Source organism: Pseudomonas marginalis (assembly GCF_008692035.1).
Lineage (GTDB): Bacteria > Pseudomonadota > Gammaproteobacteria > Pseudomonadales > Pseudomonadaceae > Aquipseudomonas > Aquipseudomonas marginalis.
The window spans coordinates 3,584,248-3,597,624 of the sequence record NZ_VTFG01000001.1 but is presented as its reverse complement, the minus strand read 5'-3'; the positions used below and the strand labels follow the sequence as shown (position 1 = coordinate 3,597,624).

Below are 13,377 nucleotides of genomic sequence, written 5' to 3'. Positions count from 1 at the left end.
CGCACTACCCCTGGATGGAGCCCGCCAGTTCGAAAATCGGCATGTACAGCATGAACACGATCAGGCCGATCAGCCCGCCCACCACCAGCATCAACAAGGGCTCGAAGACCTTGCTGAACAGCTCGATGGCACGCTCCAGCGCTTCATCGTGGAACTGCGCGATGCGCTCGCACATCGCCGCCAGCTCGCCGCTTTGTTCACCCACGCGTAGCAGGCGTTCGGCGACGGCGGTGGTCAATCGATGGCGGGCGAGGGCAGTGGACAGTGGCTGGCCGGCCTGGATGTCGGTCATGGCCTGGCGCAGGTCCGCCTGGTGTTCCACGGGCAGCAGCGCACCGGACAGCTCCACCGCAGTAACCACCGGCATGCCGCCCATCAGCAACATGCCGGCGGTGCGATAAAAGCGCGCGAGGATAAACAGCGTGCGCTGGGCGCCCAGGCTGGGGATCTTCCAGAACAGCTGGGCGATGCGGCGCTTGAAGCCGGCGCTGCGCAACAACAGCACCAGCGCGGCAATCGCCAGCACCAGGCCAAGCAACAACTCCATGCCGTGCGCGTCTACCAGTGCGCCCCACCACACCATAAAGCGTGCCGTGGCCGGCAGGTCGGCCACGGCGTCGAACACCGAGGCAAAGCGCGGGATCACGAAGAACAGCAGGAACAGCAGGATCAACGCGCCAACGCTGAGTACCACCAAGGGGTACATCAGGGCGCCGCTGACGCGCTTCTTCACGGTTGCCAGGTGGGCTTCAAAATGATGGTAACGGCGCAGGGCCACGGCCAATTGGCCGCTGTGTTCCGAGGACGCCACCGTGGCAATCAACAGCGGCGGGAAGGTCTGCGGCTTGAGCAGCATCGCCCTGGACAGCGAGTTGCCCTCATACATCGAGGCGAGCAGCTCGCTCATGACCTGCCGGTTGATGCCGGCGGGCGCCTTGTCGCGCAGGGTCTCCACGGCTTCCACCAGCACCAGGCCGGCATCGAGCAGGACTACCAGCTCCTGGATAAACAGGCCGAGGGCGAACGTACTGCGGCGGCTGGGGAGTTTGAGTGGGCGGCGGGCTTTCAGCGAGATGACCTGGGCGCCGTCGGCCTGCAGTTGCTGGCGCGCCTGGGCGACGTCAACGGCTTGCAGGCGCAGGGTCTGCACATGGCCGTCACGGATGATGCGCACGTCAACGTCGGTCATGGCATTTGCCCCGCCCGTTGTTGGCGCTGTTGCAACAACACCGCGTAGTAACGCCACACCGCCAGGGCGTAGCGTGAGCGCCGTGCTTCCCGGTCCGGCTTGGCCCCGGCGTTATAGGCGCCCACGGCCTGCCAGCCATAACCCTGCTCGCGGATAAACCCGGCAAGAATCCACGCGCCCACCATGACGCTGGTGCAGGGCTGGGTGATCAGGTGCTGCTCGGTGATACCGAACCGGGCCAGTGCGGGCAAGTGGCGGCTGTTGATTTGCATCAGGCCGATATCCTGGCTGCCATCGCTGTTGAGGTTGCGTGCGCTGGGGTTGAGGCCGGATTCGACCTTGGCGATGGCGTACAGCAACAGCGGGTCGACGTGGTAGCGGCTGGCTGCCAGTTGCCAGCAGTTGGCCTGTGCGGTACCCGTGAGGCACAGCAGTATCAGGACCCGCCGCAGCGTGTGCATGTCACAGGCCGTACACAATGTCGGCGTAGGTATTCACCCCGCCGGCCTTGCCGTCACGGCCCAGGCAGATGATCTCCGCATCGTTGGGCGGTGTGCCGGGGTTCTTGTAGAGATACGGGTTGCCCCAAGGGTCTGGCGGCAGCGTCTTCACATAGGGGCCCTGCCAATGGCTGGCGGTGGCGGGCCGGGCGGTGAGGGCGTCGAGGCCCAGGGTTTCGTCGGGGTAGTTGCCGTTGTCCAGGCGGTACTGGTTCAAGGCATCGGCAAGGGCTTTCATCTGGCCCTGTGCGGTTTGTACCTTGGCCAGTTCCAGGCGGTCGAACATCTTCGGGCCGACGTAGCCGGCGAGCAGGGCGATGATCAGCAGGACGACCAGCAGCTCCAGCAAGGTGAAGGCACGCTGGGGGCTGTGGATAAATGAGTGAATACGCATGGAAATACCCTGTTGGGAGTGCCAAGGTACGGCGGTTGTGTATAACTCTCCCGGCCCGCTGTGAAGCGGGCACCGCCGGTAGGACTGCGTTAGAACCTTTTCAATTCAAGTACATCTTCAACTGTAGCGTTGCTCGATATAAGGCGCCGTGAGGCGCCCTATAACGTTTGGCTCTTATGCTTATCCAGTAACTGAATATGCGTTCGAGCGGGTCATCGAACTTCGTCCCAGGCCTGGTCCCACGCTGTGCCCGTGCCGGGGGCATACGCCCAGGCGGCGCCTGCGCACCACGCGGTGTAGGGGTGAGGTTTGCACTTATAGTTTTTGCCGTTATTGCTCACGATGTCGCCGGCCTTGTACGCAGTGCCTTCTTTGTAGGCCGGGTACTCCCCGCCGCCATCGTCTGGTTCAACGGTAAATTCAAACTCCTTCTGGTAACTTTTATTATTTACAGGGTCGATCACGTTCAGGCGTGCTATTGAGCGTGTTGGCTCCCCTATGGCGTCTAAGGCATTCCCTCTGACGGTCAGTTCGTTGTAAGGCTCTTTCATCCCAGGAACTGCCCAATGATAGATAAATTGTCTACTGCTTCCTGACGATACCGAACCAATGAATGTGAATGCTTGCTTCGACTTCAATAACGTTGGGCCTGTGATTTGGATGACGGGTGGGGGATCCCCAGGGTCGGTTCCGCCGCCTATCACCGACATCTGGACGGCATGGTCCTTATCGGCAACATAAAATTGGTTCACTGCCATGTTATTTGGATCAAAGACCACGCTGTTTCCCGTCAATACACCGACTTGAACAATCTGCCCGTGTTTGGCCAGAAGGTTCTTCAGTTCCAGCCCCCACTGTGCCGGTGCTTCATTGGCAGCGGTGATTTTTACTGACTCATCCACGATTTCGACGAAGCCTCTGGTGCTCCCGAATACGCGAACTCTGACGGTCTCATCCGGTTTGGGAGCTATATCGGAAGCAATGAATGGACCCTTTGGTGTCCAAGGGGCTGGAATAACGGTGCCGCCAAATGTGATGTCGGCACAATTGCCGAATCCCTCGTTACCGGTATCTTCTCGCTGCCAGTAGGTATAAAGGATCGCTTCGCCGGTCTGCCCGTTGGGCACGGGGACATCGAACTGGAAGAAACCGATGGGGGTCGGTACAAATGCGGGTTTTGGCGCGACACTTGCTGTCCAGTCAGTACGATAGCTGCTGAGTTCTTCTGTGTGTATTAATTGGAGATCGTCCCATCTCAATGGTGCTATAGCACGGTAACCGGGACGGGTCAGAAACACCCTGACGTAGCTGGGTACGTGGGGCTGTGAGCCCACGATACGTACCGTCATTTTTCCATTGACGACATGCACCGGGGTTTTCTGCCAATCCGGAAGAGCCAAGTCGAAGCCTCTTTTTTTTGGGTCGCCTGCTGAGCAAAGCGTTCCATCCGCGATATGTGCTTTGAGTTTTTCCAAGTCTCTATGACCGGCTACGTTATTGGCAAACTCATGCCAGTGTGAGAGAGGGTACAGACGATCAGCCGGGTTAGACCAAATCATCGCTGCTGTTTTACACGCACCAGGTGTTATACCTGAACCGTCGGGCGGCCATGAGTAATTACCCGCTGATATGCATATGCCTTGTCGAGTATTGGGGTAGTCCAGCATTCCATGTGTCCATCCTACTGCCGGAATCAGTAATAGTGCCGTCAGCATCCACCTGATGAGGTATGCCATATATCGCTGTAAGTTATCCATGTTTTAGTCCGCCTTCAGTTCAGCTAAATAAGTTCCGAACGGCTGGAACGATCAGTGTGCTTATTCAATCGGCATCATTTGCTCAGTTGATCTCCCTTGGGAGCGATGCGGGTTGCAGGGTTGTTCTGCCCAGGGCCAAACAGAAACACCCACCCTTGATAACTGCCTTGTCCTGTAAAACTCTGGTTGATGACTGAAAAGTTGCCTTGTTTGAACGGTGTGCCCTTTGCCGTGCTGAACACACCCATGATGCTTTCGCCGGGCCCGGCCACCACGCCCCACTCGGCGTCGCCGGTCAGCGGGTCGGTATAGGCGCGGCGCAGATAGCGCTGGGGGGTGGGCTGGCGACGGTCGAGCAGCAGGTCTTCGAGGGACCTGGGGTAGGTATTGCCGGCGGCGTAGTACAGGCCGATCGCCCGGCGGATTTCATTGCCCCGCGCCAGCAGTTCCAGCTCGCGTTCGCGCTGCAGCACGCTGGACCACAGGGTGCCGACTTCCATCAGCATCACGGCCACCACCGCCACTGTCACCAACATGCCCATGAACACCGAGCCCTGCTGGCTGTGCTTACCAGTCGGCATAAGCGTTCCCGTTCGTGTCGGTCCCCGTGGCACCGCTGCGTACATCGCCCAGGCCTTGTTCGTCCGAAGGTTGCAGTTGCCAGGTATCACGCCTGCCGGTCAGCGGGTCCATGGGGATCTCGCGCAGGTAGCGGCGGTCGACCAGGGCTTGCAGGGACTCGGGGTTGGCGCCGTGGTCCTCGCGGTATTGGTCCAGGGCCTGGCGAATGGAAGACAGGTTGTGGCGCAGCACGGTTTCCTGGGCCTTGGTGTGCTGGCGGAAGTACTGCGGGGTGACCAGGGTCATGAGGGTGGCGATGATCGCCATGACCACCAGCAACTCAATCAGGGTAAAGCCCCGATCACCATTGGCTGTATGACGTTCCATTCAAGCTCTCCCGGGTGCTTCGGGATGAAACGTCGAATACATCTTCTCCCTCTTGTGGGTTATCCGCAGTGCTCTTGTAGCTGCGCAGTTGCCAGGTTTCTGCGGGCGCACGTTCAGGGCACTCGCACACGGGATCGCGGGGAATGCGTCGCAGGAAATAGAGTTTGTTGCCCTGAAGGTTGGTCTTGTCCGTCACCCCCTCGACCAATACGTGCAGGGAGGGTGGATAACCGCTGTCAGTGATGCTCTTTTCAATGCGGCCATCGTCACTGGCGTCTTTGTAGGCATCGATCGCACGCCGGATTTCCCGCAGCGAGCGTTGCAGGTCCAGTTCTCGATCACGTTTACCCATCAATGCTGTCAGCGGATAAGCCACTGTCGCAAGCGTGGCCAGCAGGGCCAGCGTCAGTAGTAATTCAATCAGCGTAAAACCTTTGGCGCAGTGATGGCTGGGCTTGCCCTGCCACATCACCGTTCTTCCTCCCGATCAGGCTGCCAAGGACTTCCGCGTTAACCCAGGCCATGGAATTGACTGCAAGGATGAGTGTAGATGCTGGGTGTTTTTTGTACAGGTTGTGGGTTTACCCACAAACGCTGTGAGCGTAGCTGTGGATAAGATGTTCGTGAGTCTCCACAACCCCCGTAAATCAACGTCTGTAAGCCGTTGTACGAAAAATAACCAAGCTAAGTCACGGTTTTTAGGTGCTTTTTCGTGTGGATAAGGTTGAAGCGGTGTTCGGACTTGCCCCCAAAGTCTGTTGGCGCTTCTGTGGATAAGATGTTTGCTATCCGCTACAGGCCTTATGAATAGAGGCTTTCCGTCGTCTGGTTGTTTATTGATCAAATTGCCGTTAAACCCCAGGAATATAGCTGAAACCCTTGGTATATGAAGGTTTGACGCGGTTTTCCACAGCGCTGCCGAAGTTGCCCCCAAAGTCTGTTGGCGGTTCTGTGGATAAGGTGTTTGCGTACCGCTACAGGTCACGTTCTACGTGGCCTTTAGGGTTTTGATCAATAAATGATCAATATGCCGCTGGAACCGTCAACTTGAATAAGTCACGGATTTTCTTCAATTAATTTTGATGGGATAGCGCAGTTGCCCACAATTGCTGTGGGTGGCTCTGTGGATAAGTTGTTGGGTAAAGGCTGGAGGGCAGGCTGGCAGTGGTCTGCGAGACAGTCGATCAAATATTAAGCAGTGTGAGGTTCAAGTGTGGGAGGGGGCAAGCCCCCTCCCACAGTTTTGAGCTGTGGGTATCGGTTACTCGTGCGCAGCCACGCCTTTCAGGTAAGGCGCCGGGGCTGCGCCGAGGTTGTTCAACATGCGTTCGCTGTACCAGTCCACGAAGTTCACCACGCCGAACTCATAGGTCTTGGAGTACGGGCCAGGCTGGTAGGCGGTGGAGTTGATCCCGCGCTGGTTCTCTTCGGCCAGGCGACGGTCCTGGTCGTTGGTGGCGTCCCATACCTGGCGCATGCGCTCCACGTCGTAGTCCACGCCTTCCACGGCGTCCTTGTGCACCAGCCACTTGGTGGTCACCATGGTTTCCTGGGCGCTGATCGGCCACACCGTGAACACGATGATGTGATCGCCCATGCAGTGGTTCCAGGAATGCGGCAGGTGCAGGATGCGCATCGAGCCGAGGTCGGGGTTCTTGATGCGGCCCATCAGCTTGGCGCAGCCCTGCTTGCCGTCCAGGGTCATCGACACGGTGCCCTTGAGCAGCGGCATGCGCACGATACGGTTACGCAGGCCGAAGCTGGCGTGGGCGTAAGGGATCTTCTCGGCATCCCAGGCAGCGGCCGAAGCGGCGACATGGTCCTTGAAGGCCTGGTCGGCGCGTGGGTCGGTGACGTCGTCCCATTCCAGCAGGGTTTTCAACAGCTCGGGGTGCGACGCGTTGCAGTGGTAGCACTCGCGGTTGTTTTCCAGCACCAGCTTCCAGTTGGCCTTTTCCATCAAGGTGGTTTGCACCGCCACCTTGGTGTTCTCCATGTCGTAGGGTTCCATGTAGTGGTTCAGCGTCGACAGGAAATCATCGATGGCCGGCGGGTTCTCGGCCAGGCTGATGAAGATGTAGCCGCCGGCGGTCTTCACGTTCACCGGCTTGAGGCCGTATTGCTTCATGTCGAAATCGGCGCCCATCTCGGTGCCGGCGAACAGCAGGCGACCGTCCAGCTCGTAGGTCCACTGGTGGTAGTGGCACACCAGCTTGGCAACCTTGCCCTTGTCGCTGGTGCACAGGCGCGAGCCACGGTGGCGACACACGTTATGGAACGCATGCACCACGCCTTCGGCGCCACGGATCACGATGATCGGGTTCTTGCCCACTTGCAGGGTCAGGTAGTTGCCCTTGCTGGGGATCTCGCAGGTCATGCCGGCGATCAACCACTCTTTCTGGAAGATCTCCTGCATGTCGATATCAAACAGCCGCTCATCAGAGTAGAACGGCTGCGGCAGCGAAAACGTGCGCTCGCGCTCTTGCAGCATTTGCGCGGTGGCCTTGCGTGCGGGTTCCAGCGGATCGCCCAAGCTTAAGGTTGCGGTGACGTCCATCGTGTGTGTCCTCAAGGCCATTCTGTGTGGCCGACGAATAGTGGCTGATCAGGTTTGCAGCAAGGCGTAAAGAAAACGTCGTTGTTGGGAGCGAGTGTGGGGCTGCTGATGCGCCGAACCTTATCCATGAGCGACATGGCCCACTCTGTTCCCGACGCGCAACCCCCGTGGCATGGGGGCTGGTCGCGATAAGTATGTGAATGTCGCAGATAGGTAAATGGGCGGTTCCCGCGTTACGCAGAATCGCCACCATAAGGCCGACGTCGGCGGTGGAGAACAACATGTCCAATAATTTCCTGAATCCGGTAACCACCCAGACCTGGGCCAATGGTCGGCACATCGTCCGTTGCGTCAAAGTCATCCAGGAAACCTGGGATGTGCGCACCTTCTGCTTTATGGCCGACCAGCCGATCCTGTTCTTTTTCAAGCCGGGGCAGTTCGTCACCCTGGAGCTGGAAATCGACGGCCAGCCGATCATGCGCTCGTACACCATTTCCAGTTCGCCGTCGGTGCCCTACAGCTTCTCGGTGACCATCAAGCGTGTGCCGGGCGGCAAGGTGTCCAACTGGCTGCACGACACCCTGCATGAAGGCCAGGAATTGGCGGTGCACGGGCCGGTCGGGCTGTTCAATGCCATCGACTTCCCCAGCCCGAAAGTGCTGTACCTCAGTGGCGGCGTGGGGATCACGCCGGTGATGTCCATGGCCCGCTGGTTCTACGACACCAACGCCAACGTCGACATGACGTTTATCCACAGTGCCCGCTCGCCCAAGGACATCATCTACCACCGCGAGCTGGAGCATATGGCGTCGCGGATCGACAACTTCAGCCTGCACCTGATCTGTGAGAAGCACGGCCTGGGTGAGCCCTGGGCGGGTTATCGCGGTTACCTGAACCACAAGATGCTCGAACTGATGGTGCCCGACTTCCTTGAGCGCGAAGTGTTCTGCTGCGGCCCGACGCCCTACATGAATGCGGTGAAACGCCTGTTGGAAGTCGCCGGTTTCGACATGGCGCGCTACCACGAGGAATCCTTCGGCGCCACGCCGCCGGAAGCCCGCGCCGACGCGGTGGAGCAGGCCGAGCAAGCGGCGGATGCCCCGGAAATCGATCTGGCGGATCTGCACCAGGTGGAGTTCATCGCCTCAGGCAAGAGCATTCGCGTCGCACCTGGCGAGACCGTCCACGCAGCGGCGGCCAAGCTTGGGCTGTTGATTCCGAAAGCCTGCGGCATGGGGATTTGCGGAACGTGCAAGGTGATGAAGCTGGGCGGTGAGGTCGAGATGGACCACAACGGCGGGATTACCGAGGAAGACGAAGCCGAAGGCTACATCCTGTCGTGCTGCAGCGTACCGAAGGGCGATGTGCGCATCGAGTTCTGATTGCTCGAGCAGGCACAACACAATCCAAATGTGGGAGGGGCTTGCTCCCTCCCACATTTGTTTTATGTACATCAGTGAGTCATTGTCAGGCGCCCATGACTTCGCGGATGTCCGCGGCCAATTCCCGTACTCGCTCTTCGTCGGTATCCCACGCGCACATGAACCGCGCCCCGCCTTTGCCGATGAAGGTATAGAAGCGCCAGCCCTTGGCCGTCAGCGCGGCAATCGCCGGTTCCGACAGTTGCAGGAACACGCCGTTGGCCTGCACCGGGAACATCAGCTCCACACCGGGAATATCCGCCACCAGGCTACTGAGCAATTGCGCGCAGTGGTTGGCGTGGCGCGCATGTTTGAGCCAGGCATCGTTTTCCAGTAAGCCCACCCATGGGGCGGAGAGGAAACGCATTTTCGAGGCCAGTTGGCCGGCCTGTTTGCAGCGGTAGTCGAAGTCTTCGGCCAGCTTGTGGTTGAAGAACAGGATGGCTTCACCCACGGCCATGCCGTTCTTGGTGCCGCCAAAGCACAACACGTCCACTCCGGCTTTCCAGGTCAGGTCGGCGGGTGAGCAGCCGAGGAACGCACAGGCGTTGGAAAAACGTGCGCCGTCCATGTGCAGGTTCAGCCCCAGTTCCTTGCAGGTCGCACTGATGGCGCGGATTTCTTCCGGGGTGTAGACGCTGCCGACTTCGGTGGCTTGGGTCAGGGTCACTACGCGGGGTTTGGGGTAGTGGATGTCCTGGCGCTTGAGGGCGATCTCGCGGATCGATTCCGGGGTCAGCTTGCCGTTTTCGGTGCGGGCGGTGAGCAGCTTGGAGCCGTTGGAGAAAAACTCCGGCGCGCCGCATTCGTCGGTTTCGACGTGGGCGGTTTCCGAGCAAATCACGCTATGGTAGCTCTGGCACAAGGAGGACAGCGCCAGGGAGTTGGCGGCCGTTCCGTTGAAGGCGAAGAACACTTCGCAGTCGGTTTCGAACAGGTTGCGGAAACCGTCGGCGGCGCGGTGGGTCCATTCATCATCACCGTAGGCACGTTGATGACCCTGGTTGGCTTGTTCCATGGCGGCCCAGGCTTCGGGGCAAATGCCCGAATAGTTGTCACTGGCGAATTGTTGGCTCTTGTCGGTCATGGCCCATTCCTGTGGTCGATGTTGGTGCGCACTGTAACCAAGAAGGTTGGCGCTGCGCACGCACTGTAAATGCAAAGTCACTGGGGAATTATGCACGGTTCTGAAACGATGCCTGTCGGACGCGTCCGTGATGGCGCTTTGGATTTGCTCAAGTGGCTGGCGCTGCTGAGCATGGTGCTCGACCACCTGCGTTATGTCGGTTTGAGCCTCGATGGCCTGTATGTGCCGGGGCGCCTGGCGTTCCCGTGGTTTTGCCTGGCGATTGCGGCGAACCTGCACCGGGCCCGAAATGCGCCGGTGACCGGGCAATGGCGCTACCTGGGCTGGCTGTTGCTGTTCAGCGTGATCAGCGAAGTGCCGTATCGGCTGTTTATCGAGGATGCCGATACGTTGAACGTGCTGCCCACCTTGGCGCTGGGGCTGCTGGTTGCCCGAGGATGGCAGCAGAAGGCGTTTGTTGATCGAGGATTGGCGTTGATCGCCGTCACGATAGCGGCGGTATTTTCGTCGCACTTAATGTTCGGTTTCTTTGGTGTGTTGCTGCCACTGGCGATGTTGCTGGTGTTTCGCCGGCCTTGGTACTTCAGTGTGTTGCCAGGATCGGTCTGCGTGGCCGCCAACCAATGGCAGATCCTGCTCAATAGCGCCACGCCGGTGGCGCACCTGGGATTGGTCGCGTGTCTGATCGCGCCATTGGCGGGCCTGGTCTTATTGCGACATGCCCACAGCACCTCGCCGCCAGCAATGCGCCGCTGGGCCTACGCCCTTTATCCGCTGCACTTCCTCCTGCTCCTGCTCCTGCGCCACATCATCGCCTGACACACCGCTGTCCGGAGCAAGCCCCCTCCCACATTTGTTTCGTGTTGTTCCGGCAATGTCGTAAACGCACCTTTGCGTGGCGTGCGCAGGCATTTGACCTGTCTGCGCCAGCCCTACCATCGCATCAAAGGGCCCTGCACGGGCCTCAACAATACGAAAGGCTGGGAGAGACGCGATGTTCAGCAAACAAGACCAGATCCAGGGATATGACGACGCACTGCTGGCGGCCATGAACGCCGAGGAGCAGCGTCAGGAAGATCATATCGAGCTGATCGCGTCGGAGAACTACACCAGCAAGCGTGTGATGGAAGCCCAGGGCAGCGGCCTCACCAACAAATACGCCGAAGGCTACCCGGGCAAGCGCTACTACGGTGGCTGCGAGCACGTGGACAAGGTCGAAGCCCTGGCCATCGAACGCGCCAAGCAGCTGTTCGGCGCCGATTACGCCAACGTACAGCCACACTCCGGTTCGTCCGCCAACAGCGCCGTGTACCTGGCGCTGATCAATGCGGGCGACACCATCCTGGGCATGAGCCTGGCCCACGGCGGTCACTTGACCCACGGCGCCAAGGTGTCGTCCTCGGGCAAGCTGTACAACGCGGTGCAGTACGGCATCAACACCGATACCGGCCTGATCGACTACGACGAAGTCGAGCGCCTGGCGGTGGAGCACAAGCCGAAAATGGTCGTGGCCGGTTTCTCCGCCTACTCCAAGACCCTGGATTTCCCACGCTTTCGCGCTATCGCTGACAAAGTAGGCGCGCTGCTGTTCGTCGACATGGCCCACGTCGCCGGCCTGGTCGCTGCCGGCCTGTACCCGAACCCGCTGCCGTACGCCGATGTGGTCACCACCACCACCCACAAGACCCTGCGCGGTCCCCGTGGCGGTCTGATCCTGGCCAAGGCCAACGAAGAAATTGAAAAGAAACTCAACGCCGCCGTCTTCCCCGGCGCCCAGGGCGGTCCGCTGATGCATGTGATCGCCGGCAAGGCGGTGTGCTTCAAGGAAGCGCTGGAGCCTGGCTTCAAGGCGTACCAGCAGCAAGTGATCGACAACGCCCAGGCCATGGCCAGCGTGTTTATCAAACGCGGCTACGATGTAGTGTCCGGCGGCACCGATAACCACCTGTTCCTGGTCAGCCTGATCCGTCAGGGCCTCACCGGCAAAGAGGCGGATGCCGCCCTCGGTCGCGCCCACATCACCGTCAACAAGAACGCCGTGCCGAATGACCCGCAGTCGCCATTCGTGACCTCGGGCCTGCGCATCGGCACCCCGGCGGTGACCACGCGCGGTTTCAAGGTGCCGCAGTGCATCGAGCTGGCCGGTTGGATCTGCGACATCCTCGACAACCTCGGCGATGCCGACGTCGAGGCCAACGTGGCCAAGCACGTGTCTGCCCTGTGCGCTGATTTCCCGGTTTATCGCTGAGCGCGGTTTTGGAGTAATGACTATGCAACGCTACTCGGGCTTCGGCCTCTTCAAGCACTCCCTCAGCCACCACGAAAACTGGCAGAAGATGTGGCGCACGCCGACCCCCAAGAAGGTCTACGACGTGGTCATCGTCGGCGGCGGCGGGCATGGTCTGGCGACCGCCTACTACCTGGCGAAAGAGCACGGCATCACCAACGTGGCCGTGGTCGAGAAAGGCTGGCTGGGCGGCGGTAACACCGCGCGCAACACCACCATCGTGCGTTCCAACTACCTGTGGGACGAGTCGGCGCACCTGTACGAACACGCGATGAAATTGTGGGAAGGCCTGTCCCAGGACCTGAACTACAACGTGATGTTCTCCCAGCGTGGCGTCTACAACCTGTGCCACACCCTGCAGGACATCCGTGATTCCGAGCGTCGCGTCAGCGCCAACCGCCTGAATGGCGTGGATGGCGAGCTGCTGAATGCCAAGCAAGTAGCCGACGAGATTCCGTACCTGGATTGCTCGAAAAACACCCGTTACCCGGTACTCGGTGCCACCGTGCAACGGCGCGGCGGCGTGGCCCGTCACGATGCCGTGGCCTGGGGCTTTGCCCGCGCCGCCGACGCACTCGGCGTGGACCTGATCCAGCAGACCGAAGTGATCGGCTTCCGCAAGGAAAACGGCGTGTGCATCGGTGTGGAAACCAACAAGGGTTTTATCGGCGCCAAGCGCGTCGGTGTGGTGACCGCCGGTAACTCCGGGCACATGGCCTCGCTGGCGGGCTTCCGCCTGCCGATCGAATCCCACCCGCTGCAAGCGTTGGTGTCGGAGCCGATCAAGCCGATTATCGACAGCGTGATCATGTCCAACGCCGTGCACGGTTACATCAGCCAGTCCGACAAGGGCGACCTGGTGATCGGCGCCGGTATCGACGGCTACAACGGCTACGGCCAGCGCGGCTCGTACCCGGTGATCGAACACACCATCCAGGCCATCGTCGAGATGTTCCCGGTGCTGTCGCGGGTGCGCATGAACCGTCAGTGGGGCGGCATCGTCGACACCACGCCGGATGCGTGCCCGATCATCTCCAAGACCCCGGTACCGAACATGTTCTTCAACTGCGGCTGGGGCACCGGTGGCTTCAAGGCCACGCCGGGCTCAGGCAACGTATTTGCCGCCAGCCTCGCCAAGGGTGAAATGCACCCATTGGCCGCACCTTTCTCCATCGACCGTTTCCACAACGGTGCGTTGATCGATGAACACGGCGCTGCGGCCGTCGCCCACTAACAG

General features: G+C 60.0%; 13 protein-coding genes. 4 read left to right on the top strand and 9 right to left on the bottom strand.

Annotated elements, in window-relative coordinates:
* Positions 1-4 precede the first annotated feature (4 nt).
* The 8 genes from FX984_RS16895 to gbcA form a co-directional block, all read right to left on the bottom strand.
* Positions 5-1,189 carry a type II secretion system F family protein gene (locus tag FX984_RS16895; RefSeq protein ID WP_146477680.1) on the bottom strand — a complete coding sequence of 395 codons (1,185 nt, stop codon included), beginning with the start codon at positions 1,187-1,189 and terminating at the stop codon, positions 5-7.
* Entirely contained in the window at positions 1,186-1,650 is a 465-nt protein-coding gene (locus tag FX984_RS16890; RefSeq protein ID WP_098480807.1) for a transglycosylase SLT domain-containing protein, read from the bottom strand. The genes FX984_RS16895 and FX984_RS16890 overlap by 4 nt, the downstream gene beginning before the upstream one ends.
* 1 nt (position 1,651) lies before the next feature.
* Positions 1,652-2,083 (bottom strand): type II secretion system major pseudopilin GspG, encoded by a 432-nt coding sequence (gene gspG / locus FX984_RS16885; RefSeq protein ID WP_027605989.1) that lies wholly within the window; start codon positions 2,081-2,083, stop codon positions 1,652-1,654.
* A 212-nt stretch (positions 2,084-2,295) separates the two neighbouring features.
* A complete protein-coding gene (locus FX984_RS16880) occupies positions 2,296-3,750 on the bottom strand; it encodes a lytic polysaccharide monooxygenase (RefSeq protein WP_186511898.1) in 1,455 nt (484 codons plus the stop codon).
* A gap of 164 nt (positions 3,751-3,914) precedes the next feature.
* Positions 3,915-4,421: a hypothetical protein gene (locus FX984_RS16875; protein ID WP_027605987.1), complete on the bottom strand. Its 507-nt coding sequence runs from the start codon at positions 4,419-4,421 to the stop codon at positions 3,915-3,917.
* Positions 4,408-4,788: a type II secretion system protein gene (locus FX984_RS16870; protein ID WP_027605986.1), complete on the bottom strand. Its 381-nt coding sequence runs from the start codon at positions 4,786-4,788 to the stop codon at positions 4,408-4,410. Before FX984_RS16870 ends, FX984_RS16875 begins: the two co-directional genes overlap by 14 nt.
* Positions 4,763-5,257, bottom strand: coding sequence for a prepilin-type N-terminal cleavage/methylation domain-containing protein (locus FX984_RS16865; RefSeq protein WP_027605985.1), 495 nt, complete (start codon positions 5,255-5,257; stop codon positions 4,763-4,765). The genes FX984_RS16870 and FX984_RS16865 overlap by 26 nt, the downstream gene beginning before the upstream one ends.
* A 792-nt stretch (positions 5,258-6,049) precedes the next feature.
* Positions 6,050-7,345 (bottom strand): glycine-betaine demethylase subunit GbcA, encoded by a 1,296-nt coding sequence (gene gbcA / locus FX984_RS16860; RefSeq protein WP_027605984.1) that lies wholly within the window; start codon positions 7,343-7,345, stop codon positions 6,050-6,052.
* 281 nt (positions 7,346-7,626) lie between these two features.
* Here gbcA and gbcB point away from each other — a divergent pair, with 281 nt between their 5' ends.
* Positions 7,627-8,727, top strand: coding sequence for a glycine-betaine demethylase subunit GbcB (gene gbcB, locus FX984_RS16850; RefSeq protein ID WP_027605983.1), 1,101 nt, complete (start codon positions 7,627-7,629; stop codon positions 8,725-8,727).
* 85 nt (positions 8,728-8,812) lie between these two features.
* Here the strand turns inward: gbcB and FX984_RS16845 are convergent, their stop codons facing one another.
* Entirely contained in the window at positions 8,813-9,853 is a 1,041-nt protein-coding gene (locus FX984_RS16845) for a threonine aldolase family protein (protein ID WP_027605982.1), read from the bottom strand.
* 90 nt (positions 9,854-9,943) lie between these two features.
* Here FX984_RS16845 and FX984_RS16840 point away from each other — a divergent pair, with 90 nt between their 5' ends.
* The 3 genes from FX984_RS16840 (at position 9,944) to FX984_RS16830 (ending at position 13,374) form a co-directional block, all read left to right on the top strand.
* Positions 9,944-10,672 (top strand): TraX family protein, encoded by a 729-nt coding sequence (locus FX984_RS16840; protein WP_098480809.1) that lies wholly within the window; start codon positions 9,944-9,946, stop codon positions 10,670-10,672.
* Positions 10,673-10,847: 175 nt separating this feature from the next.
* Entirely contained in the window at positions 10,848-12,101 is a 1,254-nt protein-coding gene (glyA, locus tag FX984_RS16835) for a serine hydroxymethyltransferase (protein WP_027605980.1), read from the top strand.
* A 22-nt stretch (positions 12,102-12,123) separates the two neighbouring features.
* Complete coding sequence (locus tag FX984_RS16830; protein WP_010207084.1) at positions 12,124-13,374, top strand: sarcosine oxidase subunit beta; 1,251 nt, start codon at positions 12,124-12,126, stop codon at positions 13,372-13,374.
* The last annotated feature ends 3 nt before the right edge of the window (positions 13,375-13,377 follow it).

What these genes read in the sequence shown, in the direction of transcription:
- gbcA (WP_027605984.1), bottom strand. Translation starts at nt 7,345, where the DNA reads ATGGACGTCACCGCAACCTTAAGCTTGGGCGATCCGCTGGAACCCGCA.
- gspG (WP_027605989.1), bottom strand. Translation starts at nt 2,083, where the DNA reads ATGCGTATTCACTCATTTATCCACAGCCCCCAGCGTGCCTTCACCTTG.
- gbcB (WP_027605983.1), top strand. Translation starts at nt 7,627, where the DNA reads ATGTCCAATAATTTCCTGAATCCGGTAACCACCCAGACCTGGGCCAAT.
- FX984_RS16845 (WP_027605982.1), bottom strand. Translation starts at nt 9,853, where the DNA reads ATGACCGACAAGAGCCAACAATTCGCCAGTGACAACTATTCGGGCATT.
- FX984_RS16880 (WP_186511898.1), bottom strand. Translation starts at nt 3,750, where the DNA reads ATGCTGGACTACCCCAATACTCGACAAGGCATATGCATATCAGCGGGT.
- FX984_RS16830 (WP_010207084.1), top strand. Translation starts at nt 12,124, where the DNA reads ATGCAACGCTACTCGGGCTTCGGCCTCTTCAAGCACTCCCTCAGCCAC.
- FX984_RS16875 (WP_027605987.1), bottom strand. Translation starts at nt 4,421, where the DNA reads ATGCCGACTGGTAAGCACAGCCAGCAGGGCTCGGTGTTCATGGGCATG.
- FX984_RS16870 (WP_027605986.1), bottom strand. Translation starts at nt 4,788, where the DNA reads ATGGAACGTCATACAGCCAATGGTGATCGGGGCTTTACCCTGATTGAG.
- FX984_RS16865 (WP_027605985.1), bottom strand. Translation starts at nt 5,257, where the DNA reads ATGTGGCAGGGCAAGCCCAGCCATCACTGCGCCAAAGGTTTTACGCTG.
- FX984_RS16840 (WP_098480809.1), top strand. Translation starts at nt 9,944, where the DNA reads ATGCACGGTTCTGAAACGATGCCTGTCGGACGCGTCCGTGATGGCGCT.
- FX984_RS16895 (WP_146477680.1), bottom strand. Translation starts at nt 1,189, where the DNA reads ATGACCGACGTTGACGTGCGCATCATCCGTGACGGCCATGTGCAGACC.
- glyA (WP_027605980.1), top strand. Translation starts at nt 10,848, where the DNA reads ATGTTCAGCAAACAAGACCAGATCCAGGGATATGACGACGCACTGCTG.
- FX984_RS16890 (WP_098480807.1), bottom strand. Translation starts at nt 1,650, where the DNA reads ATGCACACGCTGCGGCGGGTCCTGATACTGCTGTGCCTCACGGGTACC.